Origin of the sequence: Gluconobacter cerinus, assembly GCF_025961355.1 — a bacterium.
Lineage (GTDB): Bacteria > Pseudomonadota > Alphaproteobacteria > Acetobacterales > Acetobacteraceae > Gluconobacter > Gluconobacter cerinus.
In genome coordinates, this window is the sequence record NZ_JAOQNM010000001.1 from 463,242 (window position 1) to 480,913 (window position 17,672).

The 17,672-nt window shown below is 56.5% G+C and carries 13 protein-coding genes; 4 read left to right on the forward strand and 9 right to left on the reverse strand.

Annotated elements, in window-relative coordinates; translation table 11 throughout:
* Positions 1-27 precede the first annotated feature (27 nt).
* Positions 28-360, forward strand: a complete 333-nt coding sequence (fdxA, locus tag M2305_RS02135; RefSeq protein WP_046899640.1) for a ferredoxin FdxA — start codon at positions 28-30, stop codon at positions 358-360.
* A 198-nt stretch (positions 361-558) separates the two neighbouring features.
* On the opposite strand, the gene cyoD is transcribed toward fdxA, so the two are convergent.
* From cyoD to M2305_RS02160, 5 genes are all read right to left on the reverse strand, one after another.
* Positions 559-888 carry a cytochrome o ubiquinol oxidase subunit IV gene (gene cyoD, locus M2305_RS02140; RefSeq protein WP_086634521.1) on the reverse strand — a complete coding sequence of 110 codons (330 nt, stop codon included), beginning with the start codon at positions 886-888 and terminating at the stop codon, positions 559-561.
* Positions 888-1,508, reverse strand: coding sequence for a cytochrome o ubiquinol oxidase subunit III (gene cyoC / locus M2305_RS02145; protein WP_046899642.1), 621 nt, complete (start codon positions 1,506-1,508; stop codon positions 888-890). Before cyoC ends, cyoD begins: the two co-directional genes overlap by 1 nt.
* A gap of 14 nt (positions 1,509-1,522) precedes the next feature.
* The gene (gene cyoB, locus M2305_RS02150) at positions 1,523-3,511 is read right to left on the reverse strand and encodes a cytochrome o ubiquinol oxidase subunit I (RefSeq protein ID WP_086634522.1); all 1,989 of its coding nucleotides are present in this window, start codon (positions 3,509-3,511) and stop codon (positions 1,523-1,525) included.
* Between the two features lie 7 nt (positions 3,512-3,518).
* Positions 3,519-4,457 carry a ubiquinol oxidase subunit II gene (gene cyoA / locus M2305_RS02155; RefSeq protein ID WP_211498049.1) on the reverse strand — a complete coding sequence of 313 codons (939 nt, stop codon included), beginning with the start codon at positions 4,455-4,457 and terminating at the stop codon, positions 3,519-3,521.
* A gap of 448 nt (positions 4,458-4,905) precedes the next feature.
* Positions 4,906-5,676: a Bax inhibitor-1/YccA family protein gene (locus M2305_RS02160; protein ID WP_086634523.1), complete on the reverse strand. Its 771-nt coding sequence runs from the start codon at positions 5,674-5,676 to the stop codon at positions 4,906-4,908.
* A 149-nt stretch (positions 5,677-5,825) separates the two neighbouring features.
* Here M2305_RS02160 and thpR point away from each other — a divergent pair, with 149 nt between their 5' ends.
* Together thpR and M2305_RS02170 are read left to right on the forward strand one after the other, a co-directional pair.
* Positions 5,826-6,389, forward strand: coding sequence for an RNA 2',3'-cyclic phosphodiesterase (thpR, locus tag M2305_RS02165; protein ID WP_211500099.1), 564 nt, complete (start codon positions 5,826-5,828; stop codon positions 6,387-6,389).
* Positions 6,386-6,991 (forward strand): uracil-DNA glycosylase family protein, encoded by a 606-nt coding sequence (locus M2305_RS02170; RefSeq protein WP_099210352.1) that lies wholly within the window; start codon positions 6,386-6,388, stop codon positions 6,989-6,991. The genes thpR and M2305_RS02170 overlap by 4 nt, the downstream gene beginning before the upstream one ends.
* 4 nt (positions 6,992-6,995) lie before the next feature.
* On the opposite strand, the gene M2305_RS02175 is transcribed toward M2305_RS02170, so the two are convergent.
* From M2305_RS02175 to M2305_RS02185, 3 genes are read right to left on the reverse strand one after another with little or no spacing between them, the layout of a single operon-like run.
* Positions 6,996-7,694, reverse strand: a complete 699-nt coding sequence (locus M2305_RS02175; protein WP_046899648.1) for a MarC family protein — start codon at positions 7,692-7,694, stop codon at positions 6,996-6,998.
* Positions 7,691-9,790, reverse strand: coding sequence for a lysylphosphatidylglycerol synthase domain-containing protein (locus tag M2305_RS02180; protein WP_211507465.1), 2,100 nt, complete (start codon positions 9,788-9,790; stop codon positions 7,691-7,693). Before M2305_RS02180 ends, M2305_RS02175 begins: the two co-directional genes overlap by 4 nt.
* A 5-nt stretch (positions 9,791-9,795) precedes the next feature.
* Positions 9,796-11,415, reverse strand: a complete 1,620-nt coding sequence (locus M2305_RS02185) for a lysine--tRNA ligase (protein WP_264648443.1) — start codon at positions 11,413-11,415, stop codon at positions 9,796-9,798.
* 202 nt (positions 11,416-11,617) lie between these two features.
* Here M2305_RS02185 and M2305_RS02190 point away from each other — a divergent pair, with 202 nt between their 5' ends.
* Positions 11,618-14,512, forward strand: a complete 2,895-nt coding sequence (locus M2305_RS02190; protein WP_264648444.1) for an ATP-dependent DNA helicase — start codon at positions 11,618-11,620, stop codon at positions 14,510-14,512.
* An 84-nt stretch (positions 14,513-14,596) separates the two neighbouring features.
* On the opposite strand, the gene M2305_RS02195 is transcribed toward M2305_RS02190, so the two are convergent.
* Positions 14,597-17,548, reverse strand: a complete 2,952-nt coding sequence (locus M2305_RS02195; protein WP_211500093.1) for a TonB-dependent receptor domain-containing protein — start codon at positions 17,546-17,548, stop codon at positions 14,597-14,599.
* Positions 17,549-17,672 lie beyond the last annotated feature (124 nt).

Below are 17,672 nucleotides of genomic sequence, written 5' to 3' on the forward strand. Positions count from 1 at the left end.
GGGCCCGAATGAGGATCGGAGACACCAATGAGCTATGTGGTCACGGAAAACTGCATCAAGTGCAAGTTCATGGACTGCGTGGAAGTTTGCCCCGTAGACTGCTTCTATGCCGGAGAAAATTTCCTCGTCATTAATCCGGACGAATGCATCGACTGCGGCGTTTGCGAACCTGAGTGCCCGGCAGAAGCCATCTTCCCGGATAGCGACAACCGTGCAGCTCCATGGATCGAGATCAACTCCCGTCTCGCCGCCCAGTGGCCGAACATTACCCGCAAGGGCGAACAGCCAGCTGACGCGGAAGAGTGGAAAGATCAGCCGGGCAAGGCAGCCATGCTGTCCGAGGCTCCCCACAAGGACTGAGACGCCTCTCCCACCAAGACACTATCAAGCCCGGCCATTGTGCCGGGCTTTTTTATTGCGCCTGCCACCCCCTGCTCAGTTGGAAACTGCGAGGGCATTAAGGGGGGGCACCTGAGTACCGATCAGGACAGCAGACATAAAAAAAAGCTGACAGGATTTCTCCTGCCAGCCTTTCCTGCCGTGATCCCAAAAGAGATCTTAGCGGGACATCATGTTGATGGCCGTGTCATGCATGATGAACAGCGTGCCGCCAATAATGACGATGACTGATACTGCTGCAAAGATGAAGCACATCAGGTTCCAGCTCTGCTCGTTGCTGGTGTTCATATGAAGGAAGAACACCAGGTGGACTACGATCTGAACGACCGCAAGAACACCGAGAGCTGCAAGTGCCATCCCCGGGGCCAGTGCGTGTGTCATGACTGCTGCGAAAGACGCAACAGTCAGGACGACCGCAAGAACGAACCCGATGATGTAAGACTGATAGGAGCCGTGGCTACCATCGTGGGTTGTATGTGCCTGGGCCATTACATCACACCTGCGAGATAGACGAAGGAGAAAACACAGATCCAGACGATGTCCAGAAAGTGCCAGAACAGGCTGAGGCAAGTCAGCTTGTCCATCATCCGCGGAGACAGATCCTGCGGGCCCATCATCTGGACCATCAGAACTGCCATCCAGATCAGACCGCAGGTGACGTGAAGACCGTGCGTACCAACCAGCGTGAAGAACGCGGAGAGGAATGCAGAACGGTCAGGACCATTTCCTTCTGCGATCATGTGGGTGAACTCAGTCACCTCAAGACCAACGAAGGAAAGACCCAGAACGAACGTCACGGCGAGCCACAGAAGAACCATCCCCTTGTTCTTTGCCAGCGCACTGAGCGAGGCAAAGCCGTAGGTGATGGACGAGAACAGCAGGATAGCCGTCTCGATCCCGACATTCGTCAGATCGAACAGTTCTTTCCCCGAAGGGCCTCCGGCGTACTGGTTCCGGAGGACTGCGAAAGCAGCAAAGATCGACCCGAAGAGAATGCAGTCGGTCATCAGGTAGAGCCAGAAACCGAAGACGTTCGGGCTCTCGTGGTGATGCTCGTGATCGTGACCGTCAGCGTGTGCCAGAGGCGACATGGTTGCTTCGTGAGCCATTAGCTATGCCCCCCTTACTCTGCTGCCTGAGCAGCGGCGATACGACGGGAATAGACTTCCTCGTTGTGCTCGATTTCGCTGACAGGGACGTAGTAGTCGATATCACGGTTTGCACTGCGCATGATCATGGTGGCAGCGATACCGATCAGACCAAGACCAGCCATCCACCAGATGTACCAGATTGCACCGAAGCCCAGGATGAAGGCGAACGCACCGATGAAGGCACCAGCAGCGGTGTTCTTCGGCATGTGGATCGGAGCAAGTGGCTTGTTGTGTGCACGACGGCCAAGCTGCTTCTCGGTGTGGAACGTGTCCAGACCGTGAATGTCCGGGATCACTGCGAAGTTATAAGCCGGCGGCGGAGAAGAAATGGACCACTCCAGCGTACGGCCACCCCACGGATCGCCCGTCAGGTCGAGGTTTTCCGGCAGGTTACGGTCACGGATGGAGACGTAAAGCTGCGTGAGCTGGCAGACGATACCCAGAGCGATAACAACCGCACCAGCTTCTGCAATCAGCAGCCACGGACGCCAGTCCGGATTGTCGTAGTGGTTCATACGACGCGTCATGCCTTCGAGACCGAGGACATACAGCGGAACGAAGGCAAGATAGAAGCCAACGAACCAGCACCAGAACGCGCGCTTGCCCCAGGCTTCGTTCAGCTTGAAGCCGAAAGCCTTCGGGAACCAGAAGCCCATACCTGCAATGTAACCGAAGTACACGCCGCCGATGATGACGTTGTGGAAGTGGGCAATGAGGAACAGGGAGTTGTGAAGGATCCAGTCAGCGGCCGGCATGGCCATCATGACGCCCGTCATGCCACCGATGGAGAAGGTGATCATGAAGCCGATCGTCCAGTACATCGGAGCCGTGAATTCAACACGTCCCTTATACATGGTGAACAGCCAGTTGAAGATCTTCACGCCAGTCGGGACTGCGATAACCATCGTCATGATACCGAAGAAGGTATTGACGTTGGCGCCTGCGCCCATGGTGAAGAAGTGATGCACCCACACGACGAACGACAGCACCATGATGGAGCACGTAGCGTAAACCATCGTGTTGTAGCCGAAGAGCGGCTTGCGGGAGAACGTTGAGGTAACTTCAGAGAAAACACCGAAGGCCGGGATGACCAAGATGTAAACTTCCGGATGGCCCCAGGTCCAGATCATGCTCAGATACAGCATGACGTTGCCGCCGGCATCGTTCGTGAAGAAGTGCATGCCGAGGTAACGGTCGAGGCTGAGCAGTGCCAGCGTAACCGTCAGAACCGGGAAGGACACCATGATCAGCACGGTCGTGCAGAACGCTGTCCAGGTGAAGACGGGCATCTGCATCCAGCCCATGCCAGGAGCACGCATCTTAACGATGGTCGTGAAGAAGTTCACGCCCGTCAGAAGCGTTCCGACACCGGAAATCTGAACGGCCCAGATGTAGTAGTCAACGCCGACGCCCGGGCTGAACTGCATCTCGGACAGAGGCGGGTAAACCAGCCAACCACACTGAGCAAACTCACCGATGAACAGTGAAAGATTGATCAGAAGGGCGCCGACCAGCGTCATATAGAAGCTGAGCGAGTTCAGGAACGGGAACGCAACGTCGCGCGCACCGATCTGGAGAGGCACCACCAGGTTGAGCAGCCCCGTCATGAACGCCATGGCCATGAAGAAAATCATGATCGTGCCGTGAGCGGAGAAGATCTGGTCGTAGTGGTGTGGCGGAAGGTAACCAGGGTTACCGGCATAGGCCAGCGCGAGCTGGGTACGCATCATGATGGCGTCCGCGAAACCGCGGAACAGCATGACAATTGCCAGGATGATATACATCACGGCAAGGCGCTTATGGTCGACTGTCGTCAGCCATTCACGCCACAGGTAACCCCACTTACCGAAGTAAGTAACGGCACCCAGCACGGCAAGGCCGATGACAGCCACACCCAGGAATGTGCCGACAAGGATCGGCACATCGAAAGGTATGGCTGAAAGGGAGAGTTTTCCGAGCATCTGTCGGTTATTCCTTCATGCCAGTGTCGGACGGTGCAGCGCTGGAAGCGGACTGCATATGCATGACCTTGCCCGTCGTCTTCTCAACCATCATGCCATTGTTGTACTTGGCGACGATGCCGTCGAAGAGATCCGGCTGGACATGCGCGAAGTACTGAACCGGCGCAGCTTCCTGCGGGGCGGAATACTTCGGATATGTCGTGTCATCGAGGTTTTCGCTGCCGCTCTTCACCTTCTCGACCCAGGCGCTGAATTCTTCAGGTGCCATGGCGAGGGTGCGGAACTTCATGTCAGAGAAACCGCGACCACTGAACTGGGAAGCTTCACCCAGATAATCACCGGACTCAGTTGCAAGAAGATGCAGCTGCGTCTGCTGGCCTGGCATGGAGTAGATCATCGATCCCAGACGCGGGATGAAGAAAGACGTCATGACGGTGTCAGAGGTGATCTGGAAGTTCAGCGGCGTGTTCGTCGGGACATCCAGCTGGTTGATCGTTGCGATCCCCAGATCCGGATAGATGAACAGCCATTTCCAGTCGAGGGAGACCACCTGCACGTTCAGCGGCTTGACGTTGTCAGCCGTCTGAATCGGGCGGTACGGGTCGTAAGCGTGAGTGCTGTACCAGCTGATCGCACCGAGAGCGATAATGATCAGGGAAGGTACGCCCCAGATAATATACTCAATCTTCGTTGAGTGATCCCAGGTCGGCAGATACTCGGCCTGGGTGTTGGAAGCACGATACTTCCAAGCAAAGTAAAGCGTTGCGATACAGGTCGGAACCACAACAAACATCATGATGACAAATTCTGCCACCATGACATCGCGGTTCATTTCTGCGATCGGACCGCGCGGCTGAAGCAGATCAACCGTGCAACCCGATAGCATCAGCGCCGGCAACGCTGGGAGATATCGCCAGAGTTTTTTCATCGGTCCTGCTTTCATCATCCGTTCCGGCATGGAGTATTCGCCGGGAAACGGTTTGACACGATAAGGGCCGCATCAGAGCTGCCGAACGCTGCCATAGTCTGCTGCCTTTCTCGTTCGTATCCTGACGTCAGGAACCGGATCAAAGATCCGACCCTGAAATTCATTCAGCATGGGACACGACTGTCCCGGTTCCTCAGGTTTTTTCTGCCTGAATCGCCCGGAAGACAAGGCTTATCACGGATTTCGTGAGGGATGGGGCAGCCCCCTGTCAAACCTACAAATGGCTGTTTTTCGCCACATTTGATTTCATTATAAATTACATTAAACGATAAAGTTACAACTTTTTAATGTAAACCTTTCCGAATGAGACGGAAATAATTCAAGACCTTTTTAGTCCGTAAACAAGAAAGGGAGCGACATTGACTGTCGCTCCCTCTGGAAACTTTCGAGTAACGTGAATGTACTGTCAGTCGCTATTACTGGAGCGAACACCTGTGAACTGAATAAGAAACTGAAAGAGGTTCACGAAATTGAGATACATCGACAGCGCATCGTAAATGCTTAGTCTGGCAATATCATCTGAAGACGCGAACGACATATATTGCTGGTAGTTAATCTTGATACGCTGGGTATCGTAAGCCGCGAGACCTGTAAAAAGAGCAACCCCGATTAGAGAAACAAGCATTGCCAGTGGTGCACTGTGCAGGAAGATGTTCACAACCATCGCAATCATGAGGCCAATCAGGCCCATGAAGAGAAAGGAACCGAGTCGAAGAAGGTTAGCTCCGGTGGTGTATCCCCACAGAGCCATACCGCCGAACATCGCCGCACTGATGAAGAAAGTCCGCGCTACGGAAACACCCGTATAGCTCAGCAGCAGGCTGGCCATGCTGGCCCCCATCGTCGCGCTGAAGAGCAGGAAGATCGCCTGCACCGCAGGGCGCGACAGCCGGTTGATCCCGAAGGACAGGACCATCACAAACGCCAGTGGCGCGAAGATCATGATGCCGCCCAGGAAAGTAGGCCGCAGCACAAAGGCGCCTGTTGAGGTTTCTGCGATGTGGAAGAACAGCGCGCGCAGAGAGGTTTCCGCCACGCCATAAGCAACGAGCCCCGTAACAACGAGGCCAATCGCCATCCAGTTGAAGACGCGGCACATATAGGCGCGAAGACCGGCATCAAGACTGCCTGCGCCCGCCTGAGTGCCGGCCCTGCCGAAGTTGGAATTAAAAGCCATGACACCTTTTCCAGTAAAAGGCCCTTTTAAAAAGGGCGCTTGACGAACCTTGGAAGCTCGCCCGTACTTTCCCTGAATGTGGGGCTTTTCACTGTACGGTCAAGAAGACCCTTCATATCTGTGTTTCATTTCCTCGGGAAACGAGCCTCTTGAGACTTTTTGTCGCACTCGACCTCTCCCCCTCCCAGCGCGAAGCGCTTGCTCTCCTCCGTGGAACGCTTCCTGGCGTGCAATGGGTACCTTCGGAAAACTACCATCTTGCCTTGCGCTTTATCGGCGAAATTACAGATCGGTACGTGATGGGGGAGATTGATCTCGCCCTCTCCCGCCTCTCCTGGACACCATTCGAGATATCGTTTTCAGGGGCTGGCCTGAGAGAAGGCACGACGGCTGACAGCCTGACGATTGGCATTGAACGATCTACTGCACTGGAGACACTTCAGGCGCAGGTAGAAAAGACCCTTCGCAAGGCGGGATGTCCCCCTGCCAAGCGTCGCTTCCAGCCCAGTGTCACGCTAGGCCACCTCGCGACAAGCCAGAGGGCCGATGCGGCTCGCTGGGTTCAGAGGCATAATCTCTTCAGAAGTGAGCCAATGCCTGTCGAGCACGTTACGCTCTTTGAGAGCCTGCGTGGCTACGACCAGCACGTTTATGTCGCGCAGGCCGAATATGCCTGGCACCCTGAAATGCCCCTTCTTCCTGAGGATGAATGATTTCAAGCCCAACGACACAAGATCGTCTCACAGCCCTGGTCCGCGAGGTTCGTGCGTGCAGGGTCTGTGAGGAGCACCTTCCACTTGGCGCACGCCCGCTGATCCATGTTTCAGCAACCTCCAGGCTTCTGATCGCGAGTCAGGCGCCTGGAACCAAAGCCCATTTCAGCAACACATCCTTCAAGGATCCGTCCGGAGTTCGCCTCAGAGAATGGCTTGGCCTCTCGGAAGAGGTATTTTACGATACCCGGCAAGTCGCAATTCTGCCCATGGGACTTTGTTATCCAGGGAGACTCCCAAAAGGAGGAGACTGCCCGCCGCGCCCGGAATGCGCGCCAATCTGGAGGAAGCGGGTTTTGTCCCTCATGCCCGCTCTCCGCCTTACATTATTGGTTGGCAGTTATTCCCAGCATCACGTCTTGGGTCGCGGGTCAGTCACGGAGCGCGTCAGGAATTTTCGCCATTATCTGCCTGAGAATTATTTTCCACTGCCTCACCCATCATGGAGAACGGGTGTTTGGGAAAAAAGGGCGCCCTGGTTTCAGGAAGAAGTCATCCCTGCTCTCCGGGAACAGGTTCAAAAGATCCTCAGTTCCGATTGAAATATCAGTGTCGAGCTAGACGTAAAGTATCAACAAGAACGCCCTGTACGCCTGAAATAAAAATCTGGATTCCGATAGCCAGAAGAATGAGCGCGGCCAAACGACTGACAATTCGCGCGCCAGTGATGCCAAGCATCGAAACGATCCGCTCCGCATAGGCATACGCGATGGCAACGACGATGCCCATGGCAGTCGCCGCTGCTGATACGCCCATATAATAATCCGGCGCGGGCATATGGGGTGGACATGAAGAACTCAGAGCGATTGCTACGGAAATGCTCCCTGGTCCTACAGTAAATGGCATGGCCAGCGGAAAGAAAGCGCGTTCTTTGAGATCAGGCGCGGCAACGGTTCGACCGCCCTGAAGCGCCTGCTTTTCTTTCCGGGCCTCACTTGTCTCCGGCTGCTGCAACATGACCCACGCGCGCGAGGCCACAACAAGACCGCCGGTAATGCGCAGGGCATTCATGCTGATGCCAAAGAAACTCAGAATCCAGCTGCCAAACCAGATGGACACCAAGAGGATCGCCAAAGAATTCAGCGCGACAAGCCGCGCCAGTTCGATAACCTCTTTGCGTGTCCGCCCCTCTGTCGCCTGAGCGAAAATCAGAGACGCACCGAGGGGATTAATGATCGAAAACAGTGCTGGAAATGCAATCAGCCAACTGTTGACCGCATTACCCAGACTGGGAGGCAGGCTCATGACCCTGCTGTGCCTGAGGCGACGTCGGAACGACACGACGCCCGCTTTTTGCGAGCGCGCCGCTCTTCTCCCGTGAGGAATGCCCGGATCATACGATAGTCCTCGGAAAAACAGCAGATCGTGCCTGCCCGGCCTTCCAGACACACCGTCAGACCAAGATCGTTATAGACCGCCATCAGAGACTGGCCAACACGCACAAAAGCAAGTTTTCGGCCTTCCTGACGCGCAAGATCTCTCAACCGCCAGATGGCAGCAATGCAGTTCCGCTCGGCACCCGCCGGATCTCCGAGGCCAATAATGAACTGACCCGTCCGGAAAAAGGGAATAGCTGCGCGGCCTGCTTCATCATGCAGCAAACCACTGGGACGACGCGGGCCCAGTTCCTGCAAAGCATGAGACAGGCTTCGATAATGGCTTTCGTTCTCCGCATTCCACGCTTCGAAGCGGATGCGCGTTCTGCGCATACCAACCCAAAGAGCGAACAGACCGCAAAGCGCAGACAGGCCCAGAAACCACCGACCGACCGCTGTGTGCGCATCATAAATCATGGAGCGCCACCAGATGGGTCCCAAATGTCGTTGCACGGCAACCCAGCCGACCCCAACAAGCCCCAGCGCCCATAAGGACATTGGTGCCAGCATCGCAGGCGTCAGGGGAGCCACAAGAAGATGTGCCCTGCGATAGTAGCAGTTCCGGAAAGGCGCGATCAGTAACATCACGAGCCCCAGCGCAACCGGAGCTTCCCAGGGGGCATGTCGCAACACAAGCAGGACGACTGATGCGCCCAGAACACCGAGAGAAACCTTCCATGCAAGCGCGACGCGCTGGGACAGCCCCATGGCCAGCCCAACAAGCGCAACACCAGACACAGTAAGGAACAAATCCGCAATTTGCGAAACTGCAGCGCCAAGAGAGGTGCGCAAAGGCGGCAGCTCAGCGACCAACGCATAAAAAACGAGAAGAATTCCGGCTACAGCCTGAACGCTGGTTGCAATTGTGACCGAAAAATCCGCTTCGGACTCTCGTACAACCTGACTGGGGCGAATACGCCGTGGCGCCTGTCCCGCAGAGACAAGCGCCTGCTCTCCCCGCAGAAACAGTTCATGCCCGGCAAACATCAGCCCCGCCATGACCAGCGGAATAATGTAATAGAAGAGGCGGAAAACAAGGATCGCGCCCATGATTTCCGGCACCGGAAGATACGGCCGCAATGCCAGAAGCATGGCACTGTCAAAAACGCCGAGCCCGCCCGGAACGCTCGCTACCAGCCCCGCTGTGTAAGACGCGATATAAATGGCAAGGAATGTCCCGAAGCCAAAATGGGCTTCCGGAGGCAACGGCGGCAGTACGCTATACGCAATCAGAGCCGTTGCAGCCATATCAGCCGCACTAACTGCAATCTGTGCGATCGCTATACCCGTGCTGGGAATTTCAATCTCGTAACGCCAGATTTTTACATGCCGGCGGATACGAGAAAAAACGACATAAGCAGCCAGAATACCCCAGCATCCAAGACCAGCCAGCCGCAGCAGGAAAGCGGGCAGATGGGACAAAACCGGAATGGCGTGCGGCTCAATGGTCAGAATACTTCCGACCAGAGCCAGCGTTCCCAGAAGATAGGTTGCTGAGCAAAAGGCAATGATCTGTGCAATATCCGCAGGCGCGACACCCCAGCTCCGATAAAGCCTGAACCGCACTGCAGCACCCGAAATCGCGGCGCATCCAAGATTATGCGACAGGACGTAAGAACAGAAGGCCGCAAAAGAAGAGCGCTTGAAAGAAACATCAGCCCGGACATGCAAGCAGGCCAGGCGATCGTAAAATGACAGGATAAAATACGACAGGAATGTCGCTCCGGCTCCTGCCAGAAGCGCACCATCCGGAATATCGCTGAGACTTCTGGCAATGTCCCGCAGGGAGAGATTGCGCAGCTCGCGCCAGATCACCACAACAGCAGCAATCAAGAGCACGAGCCCGACAATTGCCGGGGCACGTGTCAGCAATAATTTCCAGCGGCTTTTGACAGGCCCGCTCTCGTCTTCCACGTCGAGAGCAAGCCCATCATTTTGCCAGTCGTCTTCCCGAGGCGGGCACATCGACGTTAGGCCTGAGGCGTCCCGGCAGCCGGGCGAGCCAGTGCACCCCTGATCAGGGCTACGGTCTCAGGCAAACCGAAGAGGGACGCGAAAATGCCGAAGCGTGGGCCTTCGCTCTGACCCAAAAGCACTTCGTACAGACAACCGAACCAGGAGCGCAGCTCAGACTTCTCAAAATAGCGCTTGCCCACCTCGAACACGACATCCTGCACATCGCCAGGAGACGTATGAACAGGGAGCTTTTCCAGAGCGACAGCCAGGTCCTCCAGACCCTTCCGTTCAGTCTCAGACGGATCACGATAAACCTTGTTCGGGTACACCTGCTCCTGGAAGTACGTCAGAGCGCAACGAACAAGCTTGTCGACATACGGATGCGTTTCTGGCGACAGCGTCTCGTCATAGCGACGCAGGAATTTCCAGAGTGTCTCTGGATTGTCCGCATTTGCCACGTTCGCGAGGTTCAACAGCGCTGTGTAGGAAACCGGGCTGGTATCTTCCGGGCGCACCGTTCCGCCGTGAATGAACCAGACCGGATTTGCCATCAGGTCTACCGGTTCCTGCGTCTCAGCCTTCTGAACGAGTGTCAGGTAGTCATCCGTTGCACGGGGGATAACGTCAAAGAACAGACGCTTTGCACGCGTAGGCTGCTGGTACATGTACTGGCCGAGGCTTTCCGGCGTGCCGTAACGCAGCCACTCCTCGACAGACAGGCCATTGCCTTTTGACTTGCTGATCTTCTGACCCTGAGCATCAAGGAACAGCTCATAGGTTAGTCCGGCAGGCGGCTGCTTACCCAGAATACGGCAGATCTTCGAAGACAGCTTCACGCTATCAATCAGATCCTTGCCGGACATTTCATAATCGACACCCAGAGCATACCAGCGCATGGCCCAGTCGGCCTTCCACTGCATCTTGGCGTGTCCACCGAAGACGGATGTTTCAAACGTCTTGCCCGCTTCATCTTTCCAGAGGACCGTACCGGCATCCGGGTCCACCTTGATGATCGGGACCTGCATCACCTGCCCTGTTTCAGGGTGGATCGGCAGAACAGGGGAGTAAGTCGCGCGGCGCTCCGGACCAAGTGTCGGAATAATGGTCGCAACAACTTCATCATGCACTTCGAGCATCCGCCGAAGTGCAGCATCAAATGTCCCGCTCGTATAATAGTCTGTCGCAGATGCAAATTCGTAGTCGAAGCCGAAACCGTCAAGAAACTGGCGCAGGCGGGCATTATTGTGAGCGGCGAAACTTTCGTATTCACCAAATGGGTCGGGAACGCGCGTCAAAGGCAGGCCGAGGTGCTTTGCAAGGAGTTCCTGCTGCGGCACATTCGTCGGAACCTTGCGCAAGGCATCCATATCATCCGAGAACGCCAGCAGACGCGTCGGCCGGCCTGTCAGAGCCTCAAAAGCCTGCCGTACCCACGTCGTACGGGCCACTTCGCCAAACGTGCCGATGTGTGGCAGCCCGGACGGGCCATACCCGGTCTCAAGCAGTGCGGGCACTTCTGGAGCGCGCGCGCCAACATGCTCGGCAATTTTTTTTGCCTCTTCAAACGGCCATGCTTTTGGAAGCGGCGCGTCAGATGCGAGGGACGGGATGATATGTGTTCTGGAATTGTGCATGATTATCGGAAAACGTAGGCAGACACGTATCGCGGGTCAAGCAGTACGAGAGCAAACGAAGTTTCTCCAAGGCCCCCAAACCATGACGAAATGTGTCAAATTTACTTCCAAACCGATATGACAGCCCAAGCCTCTTCATTCTTTCACGGTCTGTTCTTTAAAGCACTCGCTCGCTTCTGCCCTTCCAGTTAGACTGACCGCAATGCCGCGCTCGCCATCTTTCCCATCTCCGTTTGACGCACCCGCTCTTGTCGCGAGACGAGGCCTGTCCTCTCTCCTGACACCCGATGGTGAGCTTCTGGACCTCCCGGCCGATGAGGTACGGGAAAGACTGGCGCAGCTTCCGCCTCCCCTTCTCGTTCATGGCCCGGCCGCCCTGCGCGCCCTTGATCTCACACCGCTATCCCAGCCTGTCCCCTGGTTTGATCTTCTGGATCTCTTTCTGTTCGTGTGTCCCGCAACAACCGTTGCGCCTACCCCGCGCGGACTGGCGATCGCTCTTGGACTGACACCGCCAGAAACCACCACGGCGGATCTCCTGCCGCTGCTCTGCGAGACCCTGCTCGGCAAGTTACGGGAAAAAGCTGATACTCCTGAAGGAAAGCGCTTACGGGCCCTCCTGCTCCCGCTGACGCGCGCTGGCTGGATCTGGAGTGGCGAAGTCGCGGATGCCATCGGCACAGCCTCCGACCCAGGCAGTGCGCATCCTTATGATGCCGTCCGCGTCTGGCGCCGCCTGCCACGCTGGGAAGAAACAGCCCCTAGGCCGGTTCCCGGCAGCCAGCCCGTTTCACCGCAGGCCGCGCGTGAAAGACTACGCCAGATCCTTGGCAAAAATGCAGAAGCACGCCCCGGACAGGCCGACTTTGCGTCTGTTGCCACTGCGGCTTTCGAGCCACGGGAAACGCTCGGATCGCCCAATGTCGTACTTGCTGAAGCCGGAACAGGCACGGGGAAAACCCTTGGCTATATTGCGCCCGCAAGCCTGTGGGCTGAGCAGAATGATGGAGCCGTCTGGGTCAGCACTTACACGCGACATCTTCAAAGGCAGATCGAGCAGGAACTTCATCGCCTCTATCCCGATGGAGCAACGCTGAGACAAAAGGTCGTCGTCCGCAAAGGACGTGAGAACTACCTGTGCCTCCTGAATATGGAAGATCTGCTCAATGCCGCCACCTCTCGGGGAAATGACGGAGCGGCAGCCCTGCTTCCCCTCAGCCTTCTCGCACGATGGGCTGAAGCGAGCCGCGACGGTGATCTGATGGGTGGCGACCTCCCAGGATGGTTCGGCGATCTCTTCGGCCAGGGCACGTTGCACGGTGTGGCAGACAGGCGTGGCGAATGCATTCATGCGGCGTGCCCGCATTACCAAACCTGCTTCGTGGAACATGGTATTCGTCGTGCCAGACAGGCAGATCTTGTTGTGGCCAACCATGCGCTTGTCATGTCGCAGGCGGCTTGGAGCGCCCTCGCACCTCCCGGCCTCCCCGATGAAGATGCGACGCCAACGCGATATGTTTTCGATGAAGGACATCACGTCCCCGAAGCAGCAGACAGCGCATTTGCCATGGTTCTGTCAGGGCTTGAAACAGCCGAACTCAGACGTTGGCTCCTGGGCGCAGAAGGAAGCCGATCCAGAGCACGCGGACTCCTGCGGCGGCTTGATGATCTGGTTGAACGTATTCCGACAATAGACGCCCCACTTCATGCCGTGCTGCAAGCTGCCCGAGCGCTGCCAGCTCCGGGCTGGAGCGTAAGACTGAAAAACGGAATTGACGCGCCGGTTCCGCAGGAAGACGAAGCACCCGCGTTTCTTCCGCTCATGGCCCCCGAGCCGGAACTGGATAACCCTGCCGAGCTGTTTCTTCAGGCCCTCGACCATCAACTCAAAGCGCGACGCACCCAAGGCCCACAACAGGACACCACATACATCTCCACCGAGTGCGATCTGCACCCCACGAATGATACAGTGCGGACGAGCGCAGAAGACTTGGCCAGAGCATTGCGGCGCCTGCAAACCCCACTGATCCAGCTGACAAAACGACTTGAAGCAACGGTAGACGACGATCCGGAAATGGAAGCCCCCACGCGCCAGCGGATCGAGGCTTTCATCCGGACTTTGCACCGTCGCGCCATCAGCCGCGTTACAGGCTGGATCGGAATGTTGGATGCCCTTCAGACGCCCCCCGAACCTGACCTGACACCCGTCCATATTGATTTCATCCGGACTGAACGTCTCCCCAGAACACGTGGGGCACAGGGGGACCATGACGTGGGCCTCTATCGTCACTGGCTGGACCCGACAATTCCATTTGCATCGACCATTCAGACCCCGGCTCATGGTCTGCTTTTGACATCTGCCACATTGCGCGATCAGACCGGCTCAGAAGACGGAGAAGAAAGCTGGCACGCAGCAGAACTGCGGCTTGGGGCCACGCATTTCATGAAGCCACCAATCCGCGCTTCACTCATGAGCCCATTCGATTACGCCAAGCAGACGCGCGCTTATGTTGTGACAGACGTTTCCGTCGAAATCGCGTCTCTTGCCCATGCATTTCGGGCACTCTTCGAAGCAGCGGGCGGAGGAGCTCTTGGGCTTTTCACGGCAATCCGCCGTCTGCGCGAGGTCCATCGGCGCATTAACGAGCCGCTGGAGGCTCAGGGCTTCCCAGTATATGCCCAGCACGTTGATGCCATGGATAACGCAACACTCGTCGATGTCTTCCGCACGGAAACCCACAGCTGCTTACTGGGTACCGACGCCATGCGGGACGGGGTGGACGTGCCGGGGGAAGCCTTACGTATGGTGGTGTTTGAAAAGACCCCCTGGCCCCGCCCCGATATTTTGCATCGCGAGCGACGCCGCCTTCTCTCGGAAGGACGGCCCGGTGATTATGATGATCGCATTACCAGAATGCGCTTGAGACAGGCTTTCGGCCGCCTGATCCGGAAAGGTGATGACAGGGGTGTTTTTGTGATGCTCGATCGCAGAATGCCCTCACGCCTTCTCTCTGCCTTCCCCGCAGGTGTCGAAGTCCGGCGCCTCAGTCTGGCAGAGACCATCAGTGATATTGCGGAGTTTCTCACTCCGTCCTGATCCAACCATTTCGAAGACAGTGAAACATAAAAAAAGGCGGTGGAAATTCCACCGCCTTTTTCATGTTCCCGGAAAACCCGAGGATCAGAAGTTCACGCCTGCCTGCAGGAAGACGTAACGTCCCATGTAGAGGTTGCCGTACAGCGCGGCTGCACTGTTGTCCGTTGCGCTGGCAACAAACGGCGGCTTCTTGTCGAGAAGGTTGTTCACACCACCCTCGAAGTTCCAGCTCTTCCAGCGATAGGACACCGTCACATCATGAGAGAAGATGCCCGGGGTGCTGGTACGGCCATAACCGTTGGCACGCTTCAGATCTGTCGTGCCGTCGTTCCAGACCATGCCGCCCATGTACTGCATCATGTACGTCACGCCGAACGCACCATGCTGCCAGCCAACCGTTGCGTAATCACGAACGCGCGGGTTGCCATTGCCGGTTTGATACATCATGCGACCGGCATAGTTGTACCACTGACCGCCAGCTTCGTTCTGCTGCAGGTAGCTGACGAGCTGCTGGAAGTTGTTGGACAGCGTCAGGACATCGTGCTGCGTGACACGGATACGGTAGTCGAGGTCGAAGTCGATACCGCTCGTCTTCAGGCCACCAATGTTGTCATACATGGACGTCACAGCATTCAGCTGCCCGGTGCTTGCAACACGGGTAATACGATCACAGTAAGACGTGTTCGTGCCCGTATAGCACTGGTCCATGATGTACTGGCTGCTCAGGTACGTGATCATGTTCTTGAGCGTGTAGTGCCAGTATTCAACGGACGCAGACAGACCCGGGATCCAGCGCGGCGTGATCACCGTACCGATCGTGTAGGTCCGGCCCGTTTCAGGACGCAGCTTCGCGTTACCGCCATACAGCGTCGGTGCCTGTCCAGAGAAGTTGGACGAGAACGTGCTGCTGTTGATGCCCTGACGCGCACAGTTAGCTGCTACGACAGGAGACTGCGCACCGTAGGATGCGGCCTGTACGGAATCACACGGATCGGTCGCTGAAGCGTAACCCAGGGACTGACCACCATACAGCTCATACACGTTCGGCTGACGATAGGACGTGCCGAGTGTTGCGCGGAAGCGGATGTCCTGAATCGGTGCCCAGTTGATGGAGACCTTCCAGTTCTTCGTGCCACCAAACGTATTGTAGGCAGAGTAACGACCCTGACCGTCGATCGTCAGATCCTTGGCGAGGAAAGCGTTATGCAGCAGCGTTGCCTTGCCTTCGATGTAGCCTTCGGAAACATTGAAGCCACCGCCGGTGTAGGACGCAGAGTTCGTCAGCGTCTGGCCGGATTCAACCAGTGCATCCGGGTGATAGGCAAGCTGCTCGCCACGGTGTTCCATACCGAGCGCAAGACCCAGGTCGCCACCGTTGTTCCATGGCATGTGAACAACATGGTTGTTGTTGATGCGCAGGTTCAGGTCACGAAGCTGGTAGTAATAGTGATCGTGCGACGTGTAGTTGGAATAGGCTGCGGCTTCCGGTGAAAGCTTGCCGAACGGGTTCGACAGAACGCAACCTGCAGCAGCATTACAAACAGACGGATTGTAGCTCAGCGTACTGTCGGAATCACCCGGGGTGTCCTGCTGCAAGCCGTATGTCTGTAGAAGCTTGGAGTAGTTACCAACGCCAGACGTCTGGGACATGACCTGGTTCCAGCCGTAAGTGTAGGACAGATCGTAATTCCAGCCGTGGGTGATTTCACCCTTTACACCAGCAATACCCGTGTACGTATCGGTGGCCGTTTCGCTGCGGCGGTTGCCCCACTCACCCATACGCTTGGACATGTAGGCGTCTTCACCCAGCGTATTTCCAGGATAGTTCTCCGGAACATACAGCGCGGTCGGCAGCGTGGACGGATAGATGCTGCCGGCAACGGGGATCGGCGCCATCGTCGTGGACGAATTACGATGGGCGTAGTTGAAGTTCAGGTACGGCGTGAAGTGGCGGTTGATGTCATAGTGAGCATCAAACGACAGCGTCCCGTTCGTCAGGGAGTTCGTCAGGTTCTGGTCAGCACCATAGTTGTAACGATCAGCCTTCGTGAAGGTGCGCAGGGCGCCGCTCTCACTACCAACATAGTTACCGGTGCTGGTCTGGAAGAGACCACCCGTCGGATAGCCCGAACCAAAGGAAAGATTGGCCGGGTTGATAGGGTCGTTACCCTGAACCGGGGTCGCCCAGGAGCGGTTAGCCTGCTTGATGCCGCTCGAGGTCATGTAAGACCCGAAGAGCGTTACGTTGCCCTTGCCATGATCGAAGTTCCAGCCCTTGTAGCCGGAGATCATGCCTGTCTGGCCGTCGCCATGATCCGTTCCGATGCCGCCACGAACCGTGAGGTTGGCGTCATTGAGGTCATGACGGAGCTTGATGTTAATAACGCCGGAAACAGCGTCAGCACCGTACAGCTCGGAACCGCCATCCTTCAGGATTTCAATGCTGGCAACCTGATGAACGTTGATCGTGTTCATGTCGAAGCAGCTGTTGTTGCCATTGATGGCAGCACGCTTGCCGTCGACCAGAACCAGAACGCGGTTCTGTCCAAGGTTACGCAGATCCATGCAGGAGGAACCGCCCGTACCATTGGTCTGGCTGTTTGTCGTTCCACCCGAACCCATGGACGGCAGACGCTGCAGGTAGTCACCAATCGTGGTGGCACCCGTCTGCTCAATCTGCTTGCTGGTCACGATCTGGACCGGATTGGCATTGGAGTTGTTCGACGTGCTGAGCGCCGAACCCGTTACCACAACGTTCTCGGATCGATTGGAATCGATGGAACGCAGAGCACGTGTATTGCTGACCGCAACAGGCGCAGCATACTGCGGAGCGGCAACCTGACGGGTTGCAGCAACCGGAGCTGTCGTTGCAGGCGTCGCAGCAGAACGCACCGGACTATGTGTCACAGTCTTGTGGCGCACATGTGAGGACGTGGTTTTAGCGTGATCGGTTGTTGCGGCCTGTGCCGCGCCTGACAGCGCACCCACACCCATAACCGACGCGCAAAGTAGCATATTGCGACGCGATACGATCATAATAAGACGAAATCCTTCTAAAGGCAGTGACGTCCTTTAGACATTTCATTGCGAAAGTGTCACCCCAACTTCCAGCGAGTACGATCGCTCCGTGATGGTTTTGTGACAAGCGTTGCATAAGGGT

What these genes read in the sequence shown, in the direction of transcription:
- fdxA (WP_046899640.1), top strand. Translation starts at nt 28, where the DNA reads ATGAGCTATGTGGTCACGGAAAACTGCATCAAGTGCAAGTTCATGGAC.
- cyoD (WP_086634521.1), bottom strand. Translation starts at nt 888, where the DNA reads ATGGCCCAGGCACATACAACCCACGATGGTAGCCACGGCTCCTATCAG.
- cyoC (WP_046899642.1), bottom strand. Translation starts at nt 1,508, where the DNA reads ATGGCTCACGAAGCAACCATGTCGCCTCTGGCACACGCTGACGGTCAC.
- cyoB (WP_086634522.1), bottom strand. Translation starts at nt 3,511, where the DNA reads ATGCTCGGAAAACTCTCCCTTTCAGCCATACCTTTCGATGTGCCGATC.
- cyoA (WP_211498049.1), bottom strand. Translation starts at nt 4,457, where the DNA reads ATGATGAAAGCAGGACCGATGAAAAAACTCTGGCGATATCTCCCAGCG.
- M2305_RS02160 (WP_086634523.1), bottom strand. Translation starts at nt 5,676, where the DNA reads ATGGCTTTTAATTCCAACTTCGGCAGGGCCGGCACTCAGGCGGGCGCA.
- M2305_RS02170 (WP_099210352.1), top strand. Translation starts at nt 6,386, where the DNA reads ATGATTTCAAGCCCAACGACACAAGATCGTCTCACAGCCCTGGTCCGC.
- M2305_RS02175 (WP_046899648.1), bottom strand. Translation starts at nt 7,694, where the DNA reads ATGAGCCTGCCTCCCAGTCTGGGTAATGCGGTCAACAGTTGGCTGATT.
- M2305_RS02180 (WP_211507465.1), bottom strand. Translation starts at nt 9,790, where the DNA reads ATGTGCCCGCCTCGGGAAGACGACTGGCAAAATGATGGGCTTGCTCTC.
- M2305_RS02185 (WP_264648443.1), bottom strand. Translation starts at nt 11,415, where the DNA reads ATGCACAATTCCAGAACACATATCATCCCGTCCCTCGCATCTGACGCG.
- M2305_RS02190 (WP_264648444.1), top strand. Translation starts at nt 11,618, where the DNA reads ATGCCGCGCTCGCCATCTTTCCCATCTCCGTTTGACGCACCCGCTCTT.
- M2305_RS02195 (WP_211500093.1), bottom strand. Translation starts at nt 17,548, where the DNA reads ATGATCGTATCGCGTCGCAATATGCTACTTTGCGCGTCGGTTATGGGT.